The sequence below is a fragment of the Colwellia sp. BRX9-1 genome, from assembly GCF_014077195.1.
In the GTDB taxonomy this organism is placed as follows: Bacteria; Pseudomonadota; Gammaproteobacteria; order Enterobacterales; family Alteromonadaceae; genus Colwellia_A.
This window is the reverse complement of record NZ_JACGVM010000010.1, coordinates 100,364-123,747: the sequence shown is the minus strand read 5'-3', so window position 1 is coordinate 123,747 and position 23,384 is coordinate 100,364. Positions and strand designations below refer to the sequence as shown.

14 protein-coding genes are annotated in these 23,384 nt (G+C 36.7%); 5 read left to right on the top strand and 9 right to left on the bottom strand.

The features are described from left to right. Positions 1-20: 20 nt before the first annotated feature. Positions 21-929, top strand: coding sequence for a GGDEF domain-containing protein (locus H4J76_RS11160; protein WP_182230601.1), 909 nt, complete (start codon positions 21-23; stop codon positions 927-929). A gap of 126 nt (positions 930-1,055) precedes the next feature. On the opposite strand, the gene H4J76_RS11155 is transcribed toward H4J76_RS11160, so the two are convergent. Further along, the gene (locus H4J76_RS11155; protein ID WP_259364703.1) at positions 1,056-2,240 is read right to left on the bottom strand and encodes an NAD(P)/FAD-dependent oxidoreductase; all 1,185 of its coding nucleotides are present in this window, start codon (positions 2,238-2,240) and stop codon (positions 1,056-1,058) included. 245 nt (positions 2,241-2,485) lie between these two features. Here H4J76_RS11155 and H4J76_RS11150 point away from each other — a divergent pair, with 245 nt between their 5' ends. Together H4J76_RS11150 and H4J76_RS11145 are read left to right on the top strand one after the other, a co-directional pair. Beyond that, positions 2,486-3,991: a hypothetical protein gene (locus tag H4J76_RS11150; RefSeq protein WP_182230600.1), complete on the top strand. Its 1,506-nt coding sequence runs from the start codon at positions 2,486-2,488 to the stop codon at positions 3,989-3,991. Beyond that, positions 3,991-4,293 (top strand): winged helix-turn-helix domain-containing protein, encoded by a 303-nt coding sequence (locus H4J76_RS11145; protein WP_182215312.1) that lies wholly within the window; start codon positions 3,991-3,993, stop codon positions 4,291-4,293. The genes H4J76_RS11150 and H4J76_RS11145 overlap by 1 nt, the downstream gene beginning before the upstream one ends. Positions 4,294-4,367: 74 nt before the next feature. On the opposite strand, the gene ftnA is transcribed toward H4J76_RS11145, so the two are convergent. The 5 genes from ftnA to H4J76_RS11120 all read right to left on the bottom strand — a co-directional run bounded on the left by ftnA (position 4,368) and on the right by H4J76_RS11120 (position 13,157). Continuing rightward, complete coding sequence (gene ftnA / locus H4J76_RS11140) at positions 4,368-4,895, bottom strand: non-heme ferritin (RefSeq protein WP_182215314.1); 528 nt, start codon at positions 4,893-4,895, stop codon at positions 4,368-4,370. A gap of 149 nt (positions 4,896-5,044) precedes the next feature. After that, complete coding sequence (locus H4J76_RS11135; protein WP_182215316.1) at positions 5,045-5,518, bottom strand: peroxiredoxin; 474 nt, start codon at positions 5,516-5,518, stop codon at positions 5,045-5,047. A gap of 20 nt (positions 5,519-5,538) precedes the next feature. After that, positions 5,539-5,712, bottom strand: a complete 174-nt coding sequence (locus tag H4J76_RS11130; RefSeq protein ID WP_182215318.1) for a hypothetical protein — start codon at positions 5,710-5,712, stop codon at positions 5,539-5,541. 111 nt (positions 5,713-5,823) lie between these two features. Beyond that, entirely contained in the window at positions 5,824-7,770 is a 1,947-nt protein-coding gene (locus H4J76_RS11125) for a methyl-accepting chemotaxis protein (protein ID WP_182215320.1), read from the bottom strand. 809 nt (positions 7,771-8,579) lie between these two features. After that, positions 8,580-13,157 carry an EAL domain-containing protein gene (locus H4J76_RS11120; protein WP_182215322.1) on the bottom strand — a complete coding sequence of 1,526 codons (4,578 nt, stop codon included), beginning with the start codon at positions 13,155-13,157 and terminating at the stop codon, positions 8,580-8,582. A gap of 471 nt (positions 13,158-13,628) precedes the next feature. On the opposite strand from H4J76_RS11120, the gene H4J76_RS11115 reads away from it, so the two are divergent. Next, entirely contained in the window at positions 13,629-14,573 is a 945-nt protein-coding gene (locus tag H4J76_RS11115; protein WP_182215323.1) for a DUF4382 domain-containing protein, read from the top strand. A 365-nt stretch (positions 14,574-14,938) separates the two neighbouring features. On the opposite strand, the gene H4J76_RS11110 is transcribed toward H4J76_RS11115, so the two are convergent. The 3 genes from H4J76_RS11110 to prlC are packed head-to-tail and all read right to left on the bottom strand — an operon-like array spanning position 14,939 to position 18,502. Beyond that, entirely contained in the window at positions 14,939-15,727 is a 789-nt protein-coding gene (locus H4J76_RS11110) for a class I SAM-dependent methyltransferase (protein ID WP_182215390.1), read from the bottom strand. Positions 15,728-15,732: 5 nt separating this feature from the next. After that, the gene (locus H4J76_RS11105) at positions 15,733-16,440 is read right to left on the bottom strand and encodes a DNA-3-methyladenine glycosylase I (RefSeq protein ID WP_182215325.1); all 708 of its coding nucleotides are present in this window, start codon (positions 16,438-16,440) and stop codon (positions 15,733-15,735) included. Between the two features lie 16 nt (positions 16,441-16,456). Beyond that, positions 16,457-18,502 carry an oligopeptidase A gene (prlC, locus tag H4J76_RS11100; protein ID WP_182230599.1) on the bottom strand — a complete coding sequence of 682 codons (2,046 nt, stop codon included), beginning with the start codon at positions 18,500-18,502 and terminating at the stop codon, positions 16,457-16,459. A gap of 322 nt (positions 18,503-18,824) precedes the next feature. Between prlC and H4J76_RS11095 the strand changes: the two genes are divergently transcribed. Beyond that, entirely contained in the window at positions 18,825-23,351 is a 4,527-nt protein-coding gene (locus H4J76_RS11095; RefSeq protein WP_182230598.1) for an EAL domain-containing protein, read from the top strand. The last annotated feature ends 33 nt before the right edge of the window (positions 23,352-23,384 follow it).

Below are 23,384 nucleotides of genomic sequence, written 5' to 3'. Positions count from 1 at the left end.
CTTTGTAATGGGATAAGTAAATGATGGATATTTCAATTGAGAAGATAATCATTGAGTCTTTAGCATTAACTAAAGATGGAGTCGGAATTTTCAATAGAGATGATCGTCTCATTTATTGTAATGATGCTATCGGTCGATTATTTGGTATGTCTGCTGAAGAGGCGCTTAACAAAAGCTTTTCTGAGCTAAGTGCAGACTGCTTCAATCGTTCAAAAGGGATTAATATTGAATTTACAACTATAGAAGCTTGGTTATCTAATGCCTCAGCGAAGAGAAGACGTTGTCCTTATAGAACGTTTGAAGTCGATACCCAAGAAGATCAGTGGTTTCTCGTTACCGAACAGATTGTTCACAATGATTACCTTTATATGTACATCACAGATATTACAGAAAAAAAGGCAAACGCGAGAGCGTTACAGCTTATGTCTGAACAATTTCAAAAGCTTGCTACTACAGACTCTCTTACCGGTATTTATAATCGCCGTTATTTTTATGAAAAAGCTGAGGCCGAGTTCAATCGAAGTAGCAGGAAAAACAAAATATTTTCAATAATGTTTCTGGACTTAGATAAGTTCAAGCATATTAATGATAAATTTGGTCACGCCGCCGGTGATGCATTTTTAAAGGGGTTTGCAGACAATGTTCAGACGCACCTAAGAAACTATGATACTTTTGCTAGGGTGGGTGGAGAAGAATTTGCCATATTATTACCTAATACTGACAAAGATAATGCCAGTATCATTGCCGAACGAATAAGAGCATCAATAGAAGCCCTTATTATTCCTTTTGAAAATGAATCATTAAAGATCACGGTATCAGTGGGTGTGGTAGAAAGTTCAAATGAGATCAAATCGATTGACCAAATAATGAATAATGCAGATAAACGCTTATACCAAGCGAAATGTAATGGTCGTAACCAGATTTGTTAAAAAGGGGTTTAACAAAAATCTGCATAACTACTGATGAGTAGTGGTTTTATAGGGCGTAGTTCTTAGTTGAGTCAGTAGACGTTAGAATAACAACCCGAATAGCGCAGACTAAGATACTATTATTTATCACACTACCGCCAAGCCGGTCGCCACTCCTTGAGCCCAGCACGCTTGAAAATTATAACCACCCAACCAACCCGTAACGTCAATCACTTCACCAATAAAATACAAATCATCGCTCTTTTTGGCGGCAAAAGATTTTGAAGATAATTCGTCGGTATCAACACCGCCAAGTGTAACTTCCGCTGTTCGATAACCTTCAGTACCATTAGGCTTGATTTGCCATTGGTGAATAAAAGCATGAATGGCTTGAATTTCTGCATGGTTGAGTTGGTTAACCGCTTTGTCAGGAATGTCTTTGCTTTCAATTAAGCACTCAATGAACCTTTTTGGTAGTAAGGTCGCGAGCAAATTTTTAAGCGATTTTTGCGCTTGATGCTGGCGCCATTCAGCGATGATGTCATTTAAGCTGTGATCGGGTAACAAATTAATGGTTACTGCTTGACCTGCTTGCCAAAAAGAGGATATTTGCAAAATGGCGGGGCCAGACAAACCTCGATGGGTAAATAAAATATTTTCTTTAAAGGTTTCGCCGCTGTCACTAGCGACTTCGGTAAATATACTTATACCAGATAAACCATCAAAGCGGGTTTTATCGTGATCATGTAAAGTAAAAGGCACTAATGCCGCTGTTGTTGGTAATACATTCAAGCCAAACTGTTCTGCTATTTTATAGCCAATAGGACTTGCGCCAAGCTTCGGCATTGTTAAGCCACCAGAGGCGACCACTAATGATTTACAGCTATAACTCGCTTCTGTTGTTTGGACTTGGTAACCACTGTCAGTTTTAGTGACTGAAAGTACTTCATTACGCATTTTAACTTCAACGCCTGCCCAATCACATTCGGTCATCAAAACGTCAACAATATCTTTTGCACTGTCATCACAAAATAACTGCCCTAATGTTTTATGATGATAATTTACGCCATGGCGTTCAACAAGTTCAATGAAGTCTTGTGCTGAATAACGACTTAATGCTGATTTTATGAAGTGAGGATTTTGGCAAATATAGTGTTCAGCACCGGCATCTTCATTAGTGAAATTACAGCGTCCGCCACCACTGATCAGTATTTTACGGCCTGGTTTCTTGCCCATATCGACGACAACGACTTTTTTGCCTCTATAACCAGCTGTTGCGGCACACATCAATCCTGCAGCACCGGCACCAATAACTAACACGTCAATTTGCAAAGCATTTTCCTATGATTTTAAGTTTACTTTATTTCTTATAAATCATTATATCTTGAATAGTCGTGTTATTACACGAGATGTTGTTTAAACAAAAAGCCGCCAAGATAAAGAAATGCAAAGATTGTGTAAATGTCAGAACTAATCAGCAGCACGTGACTCTATTGCCATTGAAACTGCCAAAATTTCATTGGCAATATTTAAACGGCTAATAAAGCGCAGACAACAATAAAGAGTTAGGTGAGTCAATGAATACTAAAAAGTACATACTTTGCATTAAAAGAATAAAGTTTTTAATGGTAACGACGGTAATATTAAGTCTTTCAGCCTGCGGTGGGTCTGATAGTGACTCTAATGCAGAAGGTTATGTGAAGCTCTACAACACCACGAAGAATTCTCCTGCGATCTATTTAACGATAGATGAAGATTTTTCGACAAGTGACGATGAAATTGAGTTTACTTATAACGGTGTCCCTTATGGCAGTGCATCAAACGCAAACATTGTAGACAATGGCTCTTACTTCTATGAGCTGGCGTGGCAAGATGGCGATAGCACAGACAGTAGCGACTTAACGGTCGTTTATACCGATAGTATAAAAATTAACAATGATGCGATTCAATTGATTGTTATCGGAGAAGATATTTTAGCGCCTTCAGTGACCACTTACGATATAGATATTATTGATGATGAAGATGATGATACCTACGATCGCTTCAATTTTAGAGTGCTGAACATGCATGACGATAGCGAAGGTATCGATGTCTATTTATCTAAAGCAGATGAAACCTTCAATGAAGCTAACTTTATTGGCAGCTATAGTTATCAAGAATTATCGGTTAATCAAAAATTTGACCAAGATGATTATATTTTTTATATCACGACACCAGGAAGCACTGAAATTTTGTTTCAATCGAATGATATAAGCTTTTCATACAGTAGCCAATATATCATCGCAATACGCGAAAATAATGGCGTGGGAAGCTCACCATATATGCTTGATAAAATGTCTAATTCACTCATAGAATCATTTATTAATACCGACTCAGAAGCAAAACTTAATGCGTACAATGCGATTGGTAAGCATGATTTACTACCTGATTATCAAGGTGAATTTTCCTTATATTTAAATGGTGTAGACGACTCGCCAGAAATTGAAGCCTTATCGCTAGGTGAGCTAAGTCAGCCGATTGAACTTGTTAAAGGAGACTACAGTGTCGATTTGGTCGTCGGTGATGGAAATGAACTATTGTTGAAAAACCATTTACTTTCTTTAGGAGAAAATAGCCATAAAACCGCTTTCTTTTATATTGATGAAGTGGCGGTCGATGACGATGGAGATGGTGATGTTGATGAAGACGGTGATGGTAATATTGATGAGATACAGCTAGATGTGCATTCGTTAGTCGTTAGCAATAGTAGTAGAACGAGTATTTATGATCATGAAATTAAAATGGTTAATCTTGTCGACAGTACTGAATTTGGTGCGTTTACTATTTATTTTGTCCGAAGTGATGAAACCATTGAAAGTGCTTTTTATAAAACAGCCGTTAGCTTTGCCAACAGCGAACTCGTGTATTTAAAAAATAATACCTACCAAGTTTATGTGGTTGCTCAAGACAACAGCAGTGAGATCATCTTAAATGCTTTTGAACTCATCCTAGATGAAGAATCGAAAGAACAATTTATGGTTGTTGAAGTTGATGATACTGCTCCTACTGGTTATAAAGTGAGTTTGTTTGATCAAACAATATAATGTTGGTATCTGATAAAATTATAATCGCCGATGTAGAAATTTTTCCGGGTAGTCGAGAAGTTTATTGCTGCAACCAGTTGGTTACACTGACCGGATTAGAATTTAATTTATTGTGGTTGCTGATGAGTGATTTTCCACAACTAGTTACCCGTGAAAGTATCGCTGAGCATATATTTAAGCGTAGCCTGGTCGAGTCTAATCGAAGTATTAATATGCATATTTCAACCATCAGGAAAAAGTTATTGGTGAACACTGACAAATCACGGATTAAAACTTTTCGTGGTGAAGGATATGTTTTTTAACGAATAATGAGAGGTTATTATTTAAAAAGGCTTCATATAGAAGCCTTTTTTATGCGGTATATTATTGATTGTGACTAAACGGGTGCGCCCGTCATGATACTTGTAGTACCTACTTTAGCCATTTCGGCTAAATCTTTATCAACAAAAAATAAAGCATGGCCGTCTTGACCTACTAAGTTAATTTTATCTAAGACACTTTTAAACAAAGTCTCCTCTTCATGTTGCTCAGCTACATACCATTGCAAGAAATTAAACGTTGAATAGTCTTGGTTAGTAAAGGCTTGATGCGCTAAAGAATTGATACGTTCGGTAATTGAACATTCATGTTCATAAGTTTTTTCGAAAACGTCAGCTAATGACTTATATTCGTGTGGCGGCGCATCTATGGTACCTATAATAGGTAATGCCCCTGTTTCACTGACATAAGTAAATAAGCGTGTCATGTGGTCCATTTCTTCTGCTGCATGTTTACGCATAAATATTGCTGCACCTTCAAAGCCTTTTTCTTCACACCAGGCACTCATTTGTAAGTACAAGTTGGAAGAGTAAAACTCTAAGTTGATCTGTTTATTTAGTTGTTTGACCATTTCAGGTTTTAACATGTTGGTACCTCATTAAAAAATATCAGTAAATTTTGCCTGTTCTATGGCTGGGACACAAGCTATAAAGTGTAACATTTTTGATTTGTAAGATTTAAAAGTCATAAAAAACAATATGATAAACAACACAAATCATTATCATTACATCTCATCTATAGTGTTTTTAGAATAGATTCAGCGGTACTTACTTCAAATTCTTTAGGCTTTTCAATATGTAAATTTGTTACTGTACCGTTTTCAATGACCATAGCATAACGCTGAGAACGTAAACCACCAAATCCTGCGGTCTCCATACTTAAACCAAGTGCTTTAGTGTAACTGCCGTCGCCATCAGCAAGCATCATAATATTTTCAGCATTTTGTGCTTCGCCCCACGCATTCATTACAAAAGCATCATTTACCGATAAACAGATAATGGCATCGACACCTTTAGCTTTTAATTCATCCGCTGATACCACATAGCCGGGTAAATGAGCGGCTGAACAAGTTGGGGTGAAAGCACCGGGAACGGCAAATAGCACCACTTTTTTGTTGGCAAAAAGCTCATCGGTATTATGGGTAATCATGTTGCCGTCTTTTAACTGTGACAATTCGCCTGAAGGCATGGGTTTATTTTCTTCAATCATAAAATTCTTCTCATTTAACGTTAACTATGTTGATGGGGTAAAGGCAGTATTATCGCTTTACATAAAAAATCTTTGCTGTTTGCAGAACGCGCACAGTCTTTACAAATAAAACATGGTTTATCAACAATACGAGCAAGTTCGTGAAGACTTTTTTCTATGTCTTTTTTTTTCCACTTACAAAGCGCCTTTGCCATAAACTATCCTAAAATGAATATCATTACTTGTTTCATTTTAGGATATAGCGCACCGACATGCATCTATTTATCGTTAAAAACGGTTAAATTAATTAGCAGCATGATTAAGTGTTATGCGCTTTTATCGAGCGTTAAGCCAATATCGCTAACATGGTTATTCACATCAATTGAAATGATATTAGCAAGCTTTTGAGAGTTGCTCACTTCTTCATCAACATTACTCATCGCTTGCTCAAAAGCGATAAAATGTTGGCGTTGCAGCGTTATTTGCGTCAGAGAGTCTTGTGCGACCGTGGCGGATATTTTAGCCTGTCCGGTCACTTCTAACGCAGTTTCTTGTAATTGGTCAGCAATTGTTTTTTGATTGAGGGATGCTGTTTCTATATCAATAATTGTTTTTTCAATTGAATTACTGGCACTTTGCAGTTGGTCTAAGCGTTGTGATATCTGTTTAAGTGAATCTTGAGTTTTACCGGCTAGTTGCCTGACTTCATCGGCAACGACAGAAAAACCTCTGCCGTGTTCACCCGCTCTTGCGGCTTCAATTGCCGCGTTTAAAGCCAGTAGGTTAGTTTGGTCGGCAATGGCACTAATAACGTCAACAATAGAGGTAACACTATCAACAGATTGAAAGAGTGAGGTTATTGCGCTTTTACTTTGTTGTGCCGCGATGCTGGTTGAGTCGCTTGCGGCGAGCACTTGTGCAACTCGGCTTTGACTTGTTTCCATTGCCTGTTGAGTGGCTTTTGCGTTATTAACAACTTGTTCTGATAAAGCATTGACTGTTTCAGTTGCTTGCCCAAGTGCATCCATTATTTCACGAGCACCTTGCACATGCGTGCTGGTACTATTTGACGATTGATAAATGTTTTTAACTTGGCTTTCCATGGTTGTTAATGCTTTGGCGACCAAATCAAGCTGTTGTGCTTTTGCTTTATCATCTTGTGCAAGTTTGTTGACCATTTTATTAAAACTGGACGATATTTCTCCAAGCTCAGTTTCCGCTGAAATATCAGTAATGTTATCAACCTTTCCTTGTTCAACAAGTTGAACAAAACCATTTCGTAATTTACGTAACGGATTTAAAATAACACTGCGTTGCAACCAGTAATTGGCGACTAAGAAACAGATTAAAAAGGATAGCAAACCAATAACTATTCGATAAAGTTGCTGATTCAACACTTGTTGTTTCTTTAGTATTTCTGTTTCAGCGATAAGAATAATATCTTCTAATGCAGTAACATTTTTCTTGAGTAGTGCTAAGCCAGCGGTGCGCTGATTCTGTGAGTTTAGGGTGTTTTCAAACTCACTTTGATAACGATTAATGAGTGAATTGAGTTCATCAATCGCTTCTTCACTGATGTCTTCTTTGTCATCGTCATTGGAAAAAAAGTCATCTTCATCAGTATTACTGTCGCTTTCAAGGAAAATAGCCAATAAAGGATAGTTTGTTAATTGTTGATGCCGTTGTGCTAATTCTTGTAATGCATTTTTAAAGCCGGTATCGCTAATGTTTTGGCTAAGGAACAACTTTTCACGCGTGTTGATTAAATAGTTTAATGCGCGAGCAATAGTGCCGATTGTCACTAAATAATTTATGCGTTGCTGTTCGTCTAGCGCCTCACTTTCAGAGGCATATTTTATCAGCGAGTGAGTAATAGCTACCATATTCTGTTCGCTGTTACGAAGCAAAGCGAGTGGGTTACCACTTAACTTACCCATGGCACGATACTTTGTTTCAATATTTTTATTAAGTTTGCCCGCTTCTTCAGTAATGTTATGGCTTAAGTTACCAATATCTAAGCTTGTTGATCGTGTAATTATTTCGTTGAGTTGCTCTTGTGCTGCATTAAGCATGCTGGCATCACCAGTTTGTAGATAGGTTGCAATGGTGCGATAAAACTTAACGGTGGTTAACGTTTTTAATGCATGATATTCAGCGTACTGGCCCCGACTTGATGTAAGAGAAGTTCCAACATGATACATAGTTGCAACGAATATAACGGCAAAAATACTAATGGCAATAACAGACAGTCGTGAAAAACTTGATACTCGCATAGTCAATCCTTGAAGGGTATTCACAGATAAATTAATGCCGATTCTTACTGATCTTTGTTGCGGTTTTATGACAAATGTTTACTGAACAAGTATGAAGTGTGTTGTGGTTAGATCTGATTGATTTTAACTCAAGAGGCTAAAATGTACCGCAAGCCCAGTGAAAGTCGTTTCGAGGGCTTGCGTAAATACAGCGTAGTCCGTTATTCATCTTAACGACTGTTTAAACGAGGGATACAAGGTTAATTGTTTTTAGGAATTGCCTGATTCACATAAACATCAAAACGATTCTTCTTCATTTTTATACTGGTTGAAGGCGATTTAAGTGGCGGTTAAGCTTTTGTACTTTGTGGAAATTACCAATAATTCGAACATCAGCCGCTTTACGTTCTTGCATTTCTTCTAGCAACATAATTATTTTTGTCAGATAAAAAATCACTTCAAAGTTTGACTATTTATTTTCTACCACTCGTAAAAAAAACAATCTGAAAAGCTTTTTAAACACATGAATTTCGTATGATAGGAGAGTGAAGAACCTATGGTAAATTGAATTCTTTCGCACTGAGTTATATACGATTTTTGCCATAAATTTTTTCAAAAAAAAGCTAAAAATCAAAAGAAAACTATACAAAACAACTCGAACACTTATCAAAGAAACAAAAGCAGTTACTCATAAAGTTGAGCAGTTAGCCATATATGTGATTACAATCAAGTAGTTAAAGGAGGAGCGTCTGGTGTACTCATATGCGTGAAAATCTGCTAATAAAGTGGGTGTCAGCTTTATTAAACGCAAGAGATCACGTTTAAAAAAATCACCTAGGTGATATATACTCAGGTTTATTCATTTCTAACAATGAAATAATTTGTTCACTGGATACGGGTTTACTGTAAAAATACCCTTGAATGTAATGACAATTTCTAGAAACCAGGAAGTCAATTTGTTCTTTGGTTTCAGCACCCTCAGCAACACAACTCATGCCTAATTTTTGTGCAAGGCTTATCGTCGCCTCTATTATCGCTTCGTCTGCGTTGTTTTCACCAATGTTAGAGATAAAGCTTCTGTCAATTTTTATAACATCTAACGGGAGTAATCTTAAGTAAGATAGAGACGAATAACCGGTGCCAAAATCATCAAGCGATAACTTGATACCTATAGCTTTTAGCTGATTCATTTTCTCAATCGCTTTTTCAGGTTCAGAGATAAATGCAGATTCAGTAACTTCTAGTTTTATTGCTGAGGTAGGTAAATCAAACTCATTTAATATTCTCGTAATAAAAGTGACAAGTTCTCCTTTACTAAAATGACTAGCAGAAATATTAATGGATAAATAAAAATCAGTTCGAAAGCTACGCCATACTATTAAGTCTTGTAATGCTGTGTTTAACGCTACTTCTGTCATCGAAATAATAAGATTTAAATCTTCGGCTAAAGGAATAAACTCCATGGGAGAAATCATGCCGTTGTCGGTAGGCCAGCGCATTAACATTTCTACGCCAACCGCTTTGCCATAATGTGCATCAACAATGGGTTGGTAATGATTGATAAATTGCTTCTGTTTTACGGCTTGCTTTAAATTTGCTTCAAGAGCAAGTCGTTTAGCTGCTGCTTCAGTCATTGATGGTTCAAAATATTGATAGATATTTCGACCATTTTGTTTCGCACAGTACATTGCAATATCGCTATTTCTTAAAAGCTCAGCTGAATCCATGCCATCTTCAGGGTAAATAGAAATACCAATACTTGAACCAATACAGACCATAGTATCTTGTAGTGTTATCGGTTGCTCAATGGTATCGATAATTTTTTGTGCAATTTGTGAAAGCTTATCTATTGATGAAAAGCTTTCTAGCAATACGACAAACTCATCACCGCCAAGTCTTGCCAGAGTATCTTCTTGACGAAAGACTTTGGTTAATCGTTGTGTGATAACTTTCAATAATCGATCACCAACATCATGACCTAGCGTATCATTGACTTGTTTGAAGCGGTCTAAATCAATAAAAAATATCGCTAAAATATTTTTGTTTCTTGCTGATAATTCTATTGCATGATCAATCCGCTCAATGAGTAAACTCCGATTAGGTAGCCCCGTTAAGTGATCGTAATTAGCCATATAGCGTAGTTCGCTTTCAGCGAGCTTTTGAGCGGTAATATCGGTCATCACCATAATATAATGAAGACTGTTATTACTATTTATACCAACATTAATTTTGACCAGTACATTATATTTATCTCCTGCTGCAGAAGTAACAAGCTCTTCTCCACGCCAATGATCATTTACACCTAAACTTAATGCTACATCGCTATAATATTTTATCTTTTTTCTGTCTATACCAATTAATGAGTCATTAAATGGCTGTTCTTCTTCCCAGCCAAATATATTCCTCATTGCTTGATTTGAAGTCACCTTGGTGAAATCTTGATTAATAATTAATACCCAATCTTTTGTATGTCTAAATGCTTCTCCGTAATATTGGGCACGTTCTTCATCAGCCTTAGATTGAGTGATATTGGTATAGGAACCCGTAACCCGTATAGGCTTTTTATTATCATCAATTTCTACAATTTTCCCTAAATCTTTATACCATCGCCATTCATTATGTTCGCCTTTTAGTCTATAGGTAAAAGTAAAGGTTACATTAACATCAGCTTTATCAATAAATTGTTGCCAAGCAGCAAGAAAGGTCGCTTTATCATCTGGATGAATATCATTGATAAATACTTTTATAGGGAAGGTATAGGCATTTTCTATTAGGCTTACATTATGTTTAAAACGATTAGCAGAAAAACTATTCGTCTGAGCGTGCCAATCCCATACGTCACTGTTACTACCTTTTAATGCTAGCTGTAAACGGTTTTCTCTAAAGACAACTTGTTCATGAGCAGCCAACAGAGCATCACGTTGTTTACGTCTTTTATTTATCCAAAAACTGAATGCAGAGATAACTAAAATAAAATACAGAATATAGGCGGTAGGTGATGCCCAAGGTGCATAAGAAACGTTAAATTTAATATAAGTTAGTGGTGAATAATCGCCTGTAATAGGCGACTTAGCCCGAATAGCTAAAGTATGCTTCCCTGACTCTAAACTTGGAAAAATAATATGATTTTCATAGGTCGAAGGATAGTTCACCGTGCTGTTACTTGTTAAAGAATACTCAAACATTATGTCTTTAGATTTTGAAAAATCAAAGGTGGTAAAATCAACCCTAATGCCCACATCGTCATATTTAAGTTCTACTACCTTATTTGAGTTAAATATATAAGCATCTTCTAAATGCCGTGTAAGTAAATCAACTTTAGTGACAAAAACATTTTTATTTTTGGTCAGGCCTTTTTCTTTTAAGGCCAAAGGATCGAAAAAAGAAACGCCATTCACCGAACCGTAAACCAATTCATCGGTTGATGATTTTGCATGCGCGCCACCATTAAATTCCATACCTAAAAAGCCATGATGAATACCAAATTTTCTGATATGAAAAGAGCGTGTATCAATCGAATAAATACCATCATGAGTTGAGATCCAAAGGTCTCCTTGCGAGTCCTGCTGTAGACCATATAGATTGTTGTCTAGAATACTGTTTTGATTGTTGAAAGTATGAAGAACCTCCTGTGTTTCTAGGGAGATACCATAAATACCTTTTGATGTATGGGCTACCCATAGCAGAGATTTTTCAGCATCAACTACAAAACTATCAATAAAAGACCACTCAGTTTCGCTCATGTTGATATGTTCATATATTTTCTTAAACGTTTGATACTGAGTATTAAACATCCATAATGCTTTTGTTGTACTAAACCAAATTTCTTTATCCTGATTTGGTGATTTGAAAAAAAACCAAATATCTTTAATGCCAGCATCAGTCATTACTTTACTGAAATCAGTTGATTGACCAGATTCTTGATCAATCATAAGTAGTTGATCCGTTTGAGTGAACCAAAGGTATTTATCGGTAGTGAAATAAACGGGGTAATCAACAGTTAGCTTTTCTAAAAAACTTGCTTCAAAAGGTATTGGTATGATTGCTTTGCTTTTAATATCAAAAAGTCTTAATCCTACAGAAGTATTTAACCAAATAGTTTTATTGCTACCATAGTGTAATGAAACTATATTGCTTGCGGTAAATGTCGTCTTTGAGTTTTTCAGGGCGAAGAATTGTTCAACGTGTTGGGTGTTTCTATTTAGTAAATTTAAGCCATTATCGGTTGAAATCCAGAATAAGTTATCATCGTTTTTATCAGGCAAAATGCCCGTAACATTATTACTGGTTAAGCTGTTGTCACGACCTTTGTAATAATTATAATTCTCAACTAAGCCTAAGTTAGGATTCCATTTTAACAAACCTTGGCTATTACTCACTAGCCAGTAGTAGCCATCTTGGTCGACAATTAATGACTTAACCGTATTATTCGCAAAAGAGGGAGCATATTCATCAAAGCTGAATAAAAATTGTCCTTGCTGCGTAACAGCGTTATATCGATACAGCCCATCCGCAGCACCAATAATTAATAGTTCCTTTTCTATAAAAAAATCCCAGACCGATAGATGTTTAAAAATAGTTTGATACTGCGGTAATTCATTATCTTCTCCCATTGCAAAAAGCGAGTCGATTTGTTGAATATTTAATGAGTAAACACCATCGTTTGTTCCCAAAAACAAGGTCTGATTAAGAATACTTAAGGTATAAATTTTATTTGCTTGTATAGGTTTTAGATCAGCACTTTGCGCAGTTATCTTGGTGATTTGAGGTAATTTAGCTACTTGGCCTGTTGATAATTGATAAACAATAGTGCCTTCTTTACTGGCTATATATAGATAGTTGTTATGTAAAATGATTTGATATATTGCAGAATCACCTAGATACTTTTTTAAGTTAACAATTTGTTTATAAACTTTAGTTTTAACATCAATAGTCGCTATGTATTTACTTGTCGCAAGCCAAACGGTTCCATCTTTTTGTGGCAAGTAATCCATAACCCAATCATCAGACTCTAATTGATTGTTATTTAAGAGTAGGTCAAACTCATTAGTGCTTTTATTAAAGCTATACAAACCTTTACCATAGAGGTGTAACCACATTAATCCATTCGCTGATTGGACTGTTTTTCCTGCACTATATTGTGAAAAATCGTTATCAGGTCCTTCTATTTTAGTGAAGGTATATCCGTCATATAGTTCAAGGCCAGACTCTGTTGATATCCAAAGAAACCCATCATCATCCTGACTAATGCTATTAATAGATACTTGGGATAACCCGTCCTTAACCGTAATTTGATCGAGTGTTATTTTGTTAAATTTTGCATAACTAATCATTGGACATATTAAAATAACAGCAACTATAAAATTGATTACATTAAAGTAACTTTTTTTAGGTTGAGTATATTTCAAATTAATACCACTACTTATTAGCTCTGAACAATAAAAGTAAGATAATACTTTTAGGTAAGTATAAACAACTATATGTTAGATTTAAAAATCCCACAACTTCCAGCACTTGTCTTTGTATATGTGTTTCATCATTAATTTATAAAATAACCACGTCGTTTACACTGTTGCCATGTAATATGAGTTTTACCTTTCGAGTATCTAGTAAACGGCATAGGGCCATTAATTTTTGTTGGTAACACTATATCTATCATGTTGTAAGTGATTACATTATAATCACTTGGTAATTGATAAATTGTCAAAAGACAATCGTGAAATTGAATCTATAATCGATTTCATTTTTTCTATAGAAAAAGTCTATCAGTGAGTTTTGTTAATATATTAATGAAACAACAAAGCACCAGCTTTGCATAGTATGACTTTACCTTAGACTTATTAATTTAATTAACTAAAGTAGCAATAAAGGTAAATATTATGTTTAACAAAAACTTTACAATTCCATTTTTATTCACCCCTATTATATTGGCAATTTCCGCTTGTGGGGGCAGTGATAATTCATCACCACAACCCTCTGAGCAAGCAAAATTTTCTTTAGGGATTAGTGATGCACCTATTGATGAGGCGGATTCAGTCTTTATTGAAATAGATGAAATTACTATTTCAGGGACAGAGACTACAGTCATTACTGAATTTACTAATGACAATAATGAAATTGTAGAAACCATTAAAGTTAACTTACTTGATTTTCAGGGTACAGACCAACTTAAAATTGTTGATGAAGCTCAAGGTGTAACTATGGCCCCAGGCACCTATTCGATGGAATTACTGGTAGTCGATGCCGGCTCATATGTACTGCTTGAAAATGATGCGACCGAATACTCTATTAAAGTCCCTAGCTCTAGACTACGTTTAGGAGATTTTGAAATTGCGTCAACTTCTATCCAAGTCGGCGATACCCCAGCTTATACTATTGAATTTAGTTTACGCGAGTCATTAGTGATGCGCGGTAATGCACCCACAAAAAATGGTTTTATTATTAAACCTCATGGCGTTCACATTGTTAGCGAATATGGAACATTGAAGGGTAATGTTTCTGCTGATAATACTAATTTAGGTAGCTGTATCGTTTATCTATATGAAGGTGAACCAACCGAATTAGGTGATAGTTATGATGCAGATGATGAAACTTTCGTCGGTGATGCACCGACAGCGACGGCACCACTTATTTCAACACTAGTAGCCGTAGATGGAACTTACAGCATAGGGTTTGTTCCAACAGGAAGTTACACTGTTGCACTAATGTGTGGTACAAATATCGATGACAACATTCAATATAACGCCTTAACCATACCTTCTCCTGTTGGAAATGTAGCTACAGTAGGCATTATCAAAGGTGATGTTAAAACGGTCGACTTTTAAATAAACTGATATTAACCGATCATAAGGCCAGAAAGTTAAAAAGTGTTCACTATGAAGTTCTAAAATATATTAAAAAATGTCAGCAACTAGCGACTGCTGACTTAAAGAAAGCCAACCACTATCCTCAACAATGTGGACAGAGTGCTCATTTAGAGTGTTGGTTGAATATCAGAAATTATGATTGTTTTTCTAACTGATTTTACACTGAGAAATCATAAACTATAGATCTATAGATTGAACGAAAGGGTAAACCGTGTAGGTAATTACTTGGATGGGCTTGGAAGGAAGTTCGTTTACAATTTTAGCCCATACCATTTTGAAAGATTTTCAGCACTAGATAGGGAGTACGTTGTAAACGAGTATCGCTAATTATTTTTTGGGATCGCTTGGTTGACATAAACATCAAAACGATTTTTTTTCATTTTTATACTGGTTGAAGGCGATTTGTTATTTAATGGTGGCGCATAGCTTGGACGTTTAACCACAACACGGTACTTTGCTAATTTCAATGCCGGTTCAAGCAAATCATCCGCATCTAAGTCTTCACCGACGAGTGATTGGAATACGCGCATTTCTTTTTTCACTGCGGCCGATTTTTCACGATGTGGATACATAGGGTCGAGATAAATAACATCAGGTTGTTGAGTGAATGACAACTCTTCAATCGTTGCCGCATGAACTAGTGACATACGACTGGCAATATCACTGACCTCACTGTTCAATTTAGCGCGCTCTAAGCCATTTTCTAGCAGTGCTGCGACAATAGGCATACGTTCTTTCATGGTTACTGTACAACCTAAGGTAGCCAATACAAAAGAGTCTCGTCCTAAGCCTGCGGTAGCGTCTAGTACATGTGGAGTAAAACCATGTTTTAGTCCAATCGCTTTAGCTATATCTTGGCCGCGTCCACCACCAAATTTTCGTCGGTGGGCAACCGCGCCATCAACAAAGTCTACTTTAATACCACCGAGTTTAGGCTCATCAAGCTTGATCAGTTCTAATTCTTGAAAGTTGACTTGTAATAAAAACAGTAAGTTTGGATGCTTAGTAACTGAAGCGCTGTCACCGATATAGGCTAATTGCCATTTTTTAGCAATTTTTTTAGCTAAATCAACATCGGTTTTATCAAGGTACCCAACCGCTATTCTAGACATATCCATTAATCAAACTCTACTTGAACATTGTTATCGCCGGTTGCATAGGCAACTAAGCGGCTGAGTTGACTCAGTGATAAGTCACTTTCACTTTGCCATTGATTAAAAGCATTTTGAATGGCAACTAAGCTTTTTTTACTTTGCAGTCCGCCGTCAATAATTTTATTGGCACGGAAATAGGCTTCAATGTCACGGGTAAGTAAAAAGGTATCTTTACCGATAGCACGTAAAGCGTAGGGGCCAGTATTGCCCCCTAAACGTTGACCTTTTTTCTTTAAGTAATCCCATAAACCTATCATGTCATTGCTTGGCCATGCCGCAATAAATTTAGCAAAACTATCGTGCTGGCTATTATCGCTATGTATTTCATCAAACATCATATGGGCATTAGCTTGAATAGTTTTTACTTTATTAAAGTTGCGAATAATTCGCGCATCTGCCGCTTTACGTTCTTGCATTTCCTCAGGCATCATTAAGACTTTAGCGAGATCAAAATTAAAAAACATTTCTTCAAAGTTTGGCCATTTATTTTCTACTACACGCCAGACAAAACCACTTTGAAAGATCTTTTTGCTAAAGGCCGATAAAATTCTATCGTCTCCTAACTTGGCAACTAAATGATCTTGTTGGTTATCACCTAATAAGAGGTTGAGTATAGCCGCACCACCTTTACGTTCGGCGGCGCGTTGATAAAGTGAGTCAAATTTTTCCATTATTTAGGGCCACTCATTATCCTTCAATACCACAATGTCTGAGTAAAGCATCAATCTCAGGCTCACGGCCACGAAAGGCTTTAAATAAGACACTGGGTTCTTGAGACCCGCCTTTTTCTAATATATTAGTTAAGAAATCATTACCCACTTTCGGGTTAAAAATGCCTTCTTCCTCAAAACGACTAAAGGCATCTGCAGATAATACTTCTGCCCATTTGTAACTATAGTAACCGGCTGAATAACCGCCACCAAAAATATGACCAAAACCATGTTGAAAGCGATTAAAGTCGGCGGCTTTCAATACTGAATATTCTTCACGCACTTGATTTAATGTTTGCTGAATATACCCAGAGTTATCTTGTGCAGGTTGGTAATCTTTATGCATTTTAAAATCAAAAATACTGAATTCTAATTGACGTAACATTTGCATCGCAGATTGGTAATTCTTTGCCGCTAACATTTTATCAAGCATAGCTTGCGGTAGTGGTTCACCCGTTTGGTAGTGTCCTGAGATAAAGGCTAATGCCTCTGGCTGCCAACACCAATTTTCTAAAAATTGGCTAGGCAACTCTACTGCATCCCACGGCACACCATCGATACCTGAAACGCCACTGGTGTTGATTTGTGTCAGCATATGGTGAATACCATGGCCAAATTCGTGAAATAAAGTAACCACTTCGTCATGGGTAAATAGCGCAGGCTTATCACCAATAGGCTTATTAAAATTACAGGTTAGGTAGGCAACAGGGTATTGAATATCACCATTGGCTAATTCACGACGACTTTTACAATCGTCCATCCATGCGCCACCACGTTTGTGGGCGCGGGCGTATAAATCTAAATAAAAGCGGCCACGCAAATTATTATCGCGATCGTATACTTGATAAAACTTCACATCTTTGTGCCAAGTGTCGATGTTAGCTACTTGGTTAATTGTCATGCCAAATAAACGATGAACAACTTCAAATAAGCCAGCTACAACTTTTTCTTCTGGAAAATAAGGGCGACATTCTTCGTCTGAAATAGCATAACGGCTTTGCTTTAATTTTTCACTATAGTAGGGCAGATCCCAAGCTTGTAAGTCTGTTTGGTTAAATTCTTTTTCAGCGAAAGCTTTAACTTCATCTAAGTCTTGTTGACCTTGAACCTTCGATTTTACCGCTAGGTTTTCTAGAAAGTCTAAAACCTCAGAGGTTGATGATGCCATTTTGGTAGCAATTGATTTCTCAGCAAAGTTATTAAAGCCCAATAGCTGTGCTAATTCATGACGAAGTAGTAATAGCTCGTTCATGATGTCGCTGTTATCGAATTTTCCGGCATTGGGACCTTGGTCTGAAGCGCGAGTAACAAAGCCACGATAGAGCTGTTCACGTAATGTCGCATTGCTACAATAAGTCATTACGGGTAAATAACTAGGGATATCTAAGGTGAATAGCCAGCCTTGTTTTTCTTGTTCTTTTGCTAGTTCTGCTGCGGCTTCTATAGCGCTGTCAGGTAAGCCAGTAAGTTCACTTTTATCGGTAATATTAACGCTATAAGCGTGCGTAGCATCGAGTACATTATTGCCAAATGTTGAGCTTAACTCCGATAAACGAGTAACGATTTCACCGTATCGTTTTTTATCATTATCGTTTAATGCGATGCCCGACAATTTAAAATCACGTAAGGCATTCTCAATGACTTTCTTTTGAGGAATACTTAATTGTGAATATTCATCACTGTTGGCAAATTGTTGGTAGGCTTGATATAACCCTTGATGCTGGCCCACAAAAGTACTGTATTCAGATAACAGTGGTAAACATGACTCGTATGCGTCACGTAGTTTGTCACTATTAACCACCGAATTCATGTGGGATACCGGCGACCACAGCTTACTTAACGTATCGTCAGCTTCGTCCGTAGGCATAACTAAGTTTGCCCAGGTAAATGTTTTTTCTTCAAGCACTGCTGCAATCACTTTTTTGCATTCTGCTATCGCATGCTCAACAGCATGCTTGATATGTTCAGGCTTTATTTGAGAAAACTGGGGTAAATCTGAAACTGTTAATAATGGATTGCTCATAATGCGGTATTCTTTATTAAATGATGATGTAGATGTAAGACCTTAATGGGAAAGATTCAAGGTGTAGCGCTTTTTGTTTTCAATCTATTTTACTTAAAATTGATCACCTTAAAAAAATAAATGCTACTGTCTATGTTAATACGTTGTTTGTTATTGTTAATTAGGCTCTTTATTTACCCTTTTAGTTCGGATAAATATTTATTTTAATTGTATTTTACTTATACTAAAAATATATGATTTGTCTTCGTCATGAGTTTCTCGAGGTGTTATGTTTCGTTTTTTTTCTGTGAATTCCTTATATTCACTTTTTTTACTGTGCGCTATGCTTTTCACAAATACTGCACAAGCAGAGGTGAATAATTTATATTTAGAAAACTTGTCAGTTGAGCATGGCTTGTCTCAAGGCTCGGTTAAAACTATTTTTCAAGATGATGAAGGTTTTATTTGGGTTGGCACTGAAAATGGTTTGAATATGTATGACGGTTATAATTTTCGCAGTTTACCTGGGCCAGATAATGATTTTGAAAATTATGAAACGTACCGGATTATTCAAGATAAGGACAAATTACTTTGGATCAACATCGTTGATAAAGGGCTAATTACTTACAATAAAAAAACAGATACCTACCAAAAAATTCTACAAACAGATCCGCTAAATAAAGATTATTATATAGCGGATATGGTCGAGGGCAACAATAATGACTTTTTTATTGCCAGTGCAAAAACTATCATCGTGTATAACAAAATATCTCAAAAAAGTACGCGTCTATTAGATTTATCAAATGAGCTTCCTGCGGTTAATAATATTTATGAAATATTGTTACATCAAAATATTTTATATATTGCGACACGTATTGGCACTTTTGCCTTAAATGTTGACACTAAAAAATGGAAAAAATTACCTGCCATTACCGCGACTGAAATTAGCTCAGACAGCTTTAGTGCGGTAGGGGCGAATAAAGTATTTAACTTGCATGTAAGTGCGAATAATCATTTGTATTTGGGTACAGACAATGGTGTTTATAGCTTGCCGGTTAGTAAAATTAACAATTATTTAGTGGGTGATCTTCAATTACCCACTTACAAAATGGTAACTGACGGTGTTTCAAGTTGGCAGTTTTATGACGATGGCGATAACGTATATCAAGGCAGTCATTTAGGGTTGTCTGCTATTGATACAAAAACAGACACCACAGAATTTCTTTTTTCGTTTAATGAGTTTTTTGACCATATTAAAAGCAGTGATGTAGTTGCTATTATGAAAGACAAACAAGGGGTGTTTTGGTTGGGCTCTCAGGCTACCGGTCTTTATAAATGGAATCCTAAACTGAGCTTAGTAACCAACTATCGTTATAAAAAAGACAGTGAAAAAAGTTTAACAGACAACCTTGTTTGGTCTATTACGGCGAAAAGGAGTGACCCTGAACAGTTATGGATAGGCACTCAAAATGGTCTTAATTTACTCGATACGCGTCACGATACCATGTTGCACTATTTAACAACCGAGACCCCTAAAACGATTTATCATCGTGGGAACATAGATCATCTTTATGAAGATTTGGAGCAACGCTTATGGCTTTCTACCGGTAAAGGGGTGGTGTTATTTGATATAGCGCTCAAAAAAATTATTGATATTCCGTATGACGTTAAAGTAAAAGAGCTGCTTGCGTTAGGTCAGTATGATTTCTTTTATGATCGTTATAATACGTTGTGGAGTATTACGGAAAAAGGTGTCAATCGCATTTCATTAACAACGGGCGCTATTGACCCACTTGATGAAATGACTGCGAGCATTGCGGAAGATAAGGTTTTTACTTTACTCGGCTATTTACCTAATAGTGATAAAATGCTTTTTTCTACCAATAATTCATTATGGTTTTTTGATCTTGAAACACGAACAAGTACCATGATTTATCAAAATCCTAAGATTAAAGAAAGTGAATGGATATCTATAGAAAATGTGGCTTTTGATAAAAAAGGCCTGCTATGGTTTAGTTTTGCTGGTAAAGAACTGGTCGGTTTAGACAGTAAAACGTTTGAAAAAAAATATGTATATGACAAAAATAATTCCAATGTGGGACTCAATATTTACGGTTTAATGGTAGACCCTGAAGGTGATCTTTGGTTTTCCAGCCATAACGGTATTTATATGCTAAACGCTGAAACACACCATCTTCGTAATTTTGGTATCAGTGATGGTTTAGTGGGTAAAGAGTTCAATAGTGGTGCTTTCTACGAAATGTATAATCACACATTTGCCTATGGTGCCATGAACGGCTTAACCATTTTTGACCCTCTGGTTTTAAAGACAAAACAAGATGATGAGCAACTGAGTGTACATGCCACTAATATTAACGTGTTATCACGTGATTTAGCTTTGCCTTTTGTGCTGAGTAATGGTGATACCGTTCAGTTAAACTATGATGATGTCGGTATTCGTATTGACTTCTCGCCATTATCTTACAACAACACGAATAATTTCCTGTTTGAATACAAGTTACAAGGTGCTGATAACATAAGTTATCCATTAACCACTGAAAATCACATTACTTTTCCGAGCTTACCTTCAGGGGAGCATTCGCTGGTAGTGCGTATCCAATCAGCTGAAACTAAAAAATATTCTGAAGCTTTTGTTATTAACTTCGTGGTGAAATATGCTCTTTGGTCTTCGCCGCTAGCTTACTTAGTTTATATTGTGCTCTTGTTGACTTTATTTATGCTGTGGTATGCAAAGCGCCAACAAAATACGCGTTTATTACTTGCCGCACATGAAGAGGTAAAATACCGAGAAAATAGATTGCAGCTAGCCTTAACTGGTAGTAATAGTGAAGTGTGGGATTGGCAAAGCGATAATAACTTAATGTTCGCTAAACGAGCCTCTGAAGAATTAGGTTATAGTGACCTTAAATATTCTTATAGCTTTAATGAGCATTTGTCGTTAATTCACAAAGATGAACGTGAATTGTTTCATTCACGATGGTTACAGTTTTTGGGTGCGGCTGATGTTAAGGTAAGCTTTTCATGCAGTTACCGAATGAAAAAATCCAATGGTCATTGGTTGTGGTTTAAAGACCTTGGAAAAATTGTGGCAACTGACACTAAAGGCAAGCCAACCAGAATTACCGGCGCGTATACAAATATTACCCAGTCGTTAGCCGACGCCGAACGTGCTCACTTCTATGGTGAAGCTTTTAAGAAAACCAAAGATTGGGTCTTAATTATTAGTGACAACTTTAGTCGGGTCATCGCGAATGAGTCCTTGCGTGAGGTTTTTGCTTGGCAAGATGAAGAGTTCGCTTTCGATGCGAAATTATTTGGATTAACCAACGATCGCTTTGAGTTTTATAAGACCTTATTTTCTCATTTAAAGGCTGGGGATGATTGGCGAGGTGAAGAGCTAATAACAACAAAGGCTGGTGAAGAATTCCATGTTATTTTAACGGTCAGTGCCAGCCTTAATGAGTCAACGAATAGTATTTATTTTGTTTGTATTTTTACCGATATAACCGCGCAAAAGCATGCAGAAAAAGAGCTGCGTTATTTAGCCAATTATGACCATTTAACGGATTTACCTAATCGTTCATTATTGCTCGACAGAATAAAACATGCAATGGACTATTCTGCCCGCATGTCACAATCCATTGCTTTGTTTTTTATTGATCTAGACAGGTTTAAACAAGTTAATGATTCATTGGGTCATGACTGTGGCGATTTGCTCTTACAAGAAGTCACCAGGCGTTTAAAAGCAGTTCTGAGGGTTGATGATACCGTTGCTCGCATTGGCGGTGATGAATTCGTTGTTCTGCTAGAGTCTTTTCGCGGCCATGGTCAGCTGGGTCGAGTTGCACAGAAGGTGATTACTGCCGTTGGCGAGCCGGTGCTATTAAACGGCAATACCATCAGTGTTGGTGCTAGTATAGGTATTGCACTTTTCCCCGAAGATGCCAAAGATAGTGATGAGTTGCTTCGTCACGCCGATGTCGCTATGTATCATTCTAAGCAACTTGGCCGTAATACCTTTCAATTTTATACACCCCGTATGAATGTTGAAGCAAGTGAGCGGTTACTTGCTGAATCAACGCTTAAGTTGGCTTTTGAAAACAGCGAATTTATTAATTATTATCAGCCTATTGTTGACTCATATAAAGGTAAGGCCGTTGGCGCCGAATTATTATTACGCTGGCAAAGTGGCGACAAGTTAATTCCACCCGATAATTTTATTCCACTTTCAGAAGATCTAGGTTTGATTATACCTATGACTGAAGCGGCTATTTTACGTGGTGTAATAGATTTGAAAAAATGGCGGGCAATTCGCCCTGATATCTATTTATCAATTAATTTGTCTGTTCAGCACTTTCTTGAAGACAATTTAATTCATTATTTAAAAAATATTTTACAAGAACATGATTTACCTCCAGAAGCGCTTAAGTTTGAAGTCACTGAAAGCATGCTTATTTCTGATCCTGATAAAGCTATTGCAACTATGACCGCGCTTGATAAATTAGGTGTGGTACTTGCTTTAGATGATTTTGGTACCGGTTACTCATCCTTGTCTTATTTAAAGAAGCTACCTTTAAAAATATTAAAAATTGACCGGAGCTTTATTTCTGGCATTGGCATTAACTCTGCTGATGAAGCGATTGTTGCTGCGACGTTAGTCTTGGCAAAAAACTTGAAAATGATTTGTATTGCCGAAGGTGTAGAAAATGAAATACAACTGAAATTTTTAGGTGAAAAACACTGTCACCTTATCCAAGGCTACCTTTATAGTAAGCCAGTTGGAGCTGCGAAAATTGAACAATTTTTGCATGATGACATTATCGCGATAAAAGTGAATAAGCCAGAATAGCTAATTGGCTTGAATAACGCTTGTTTAGCCACA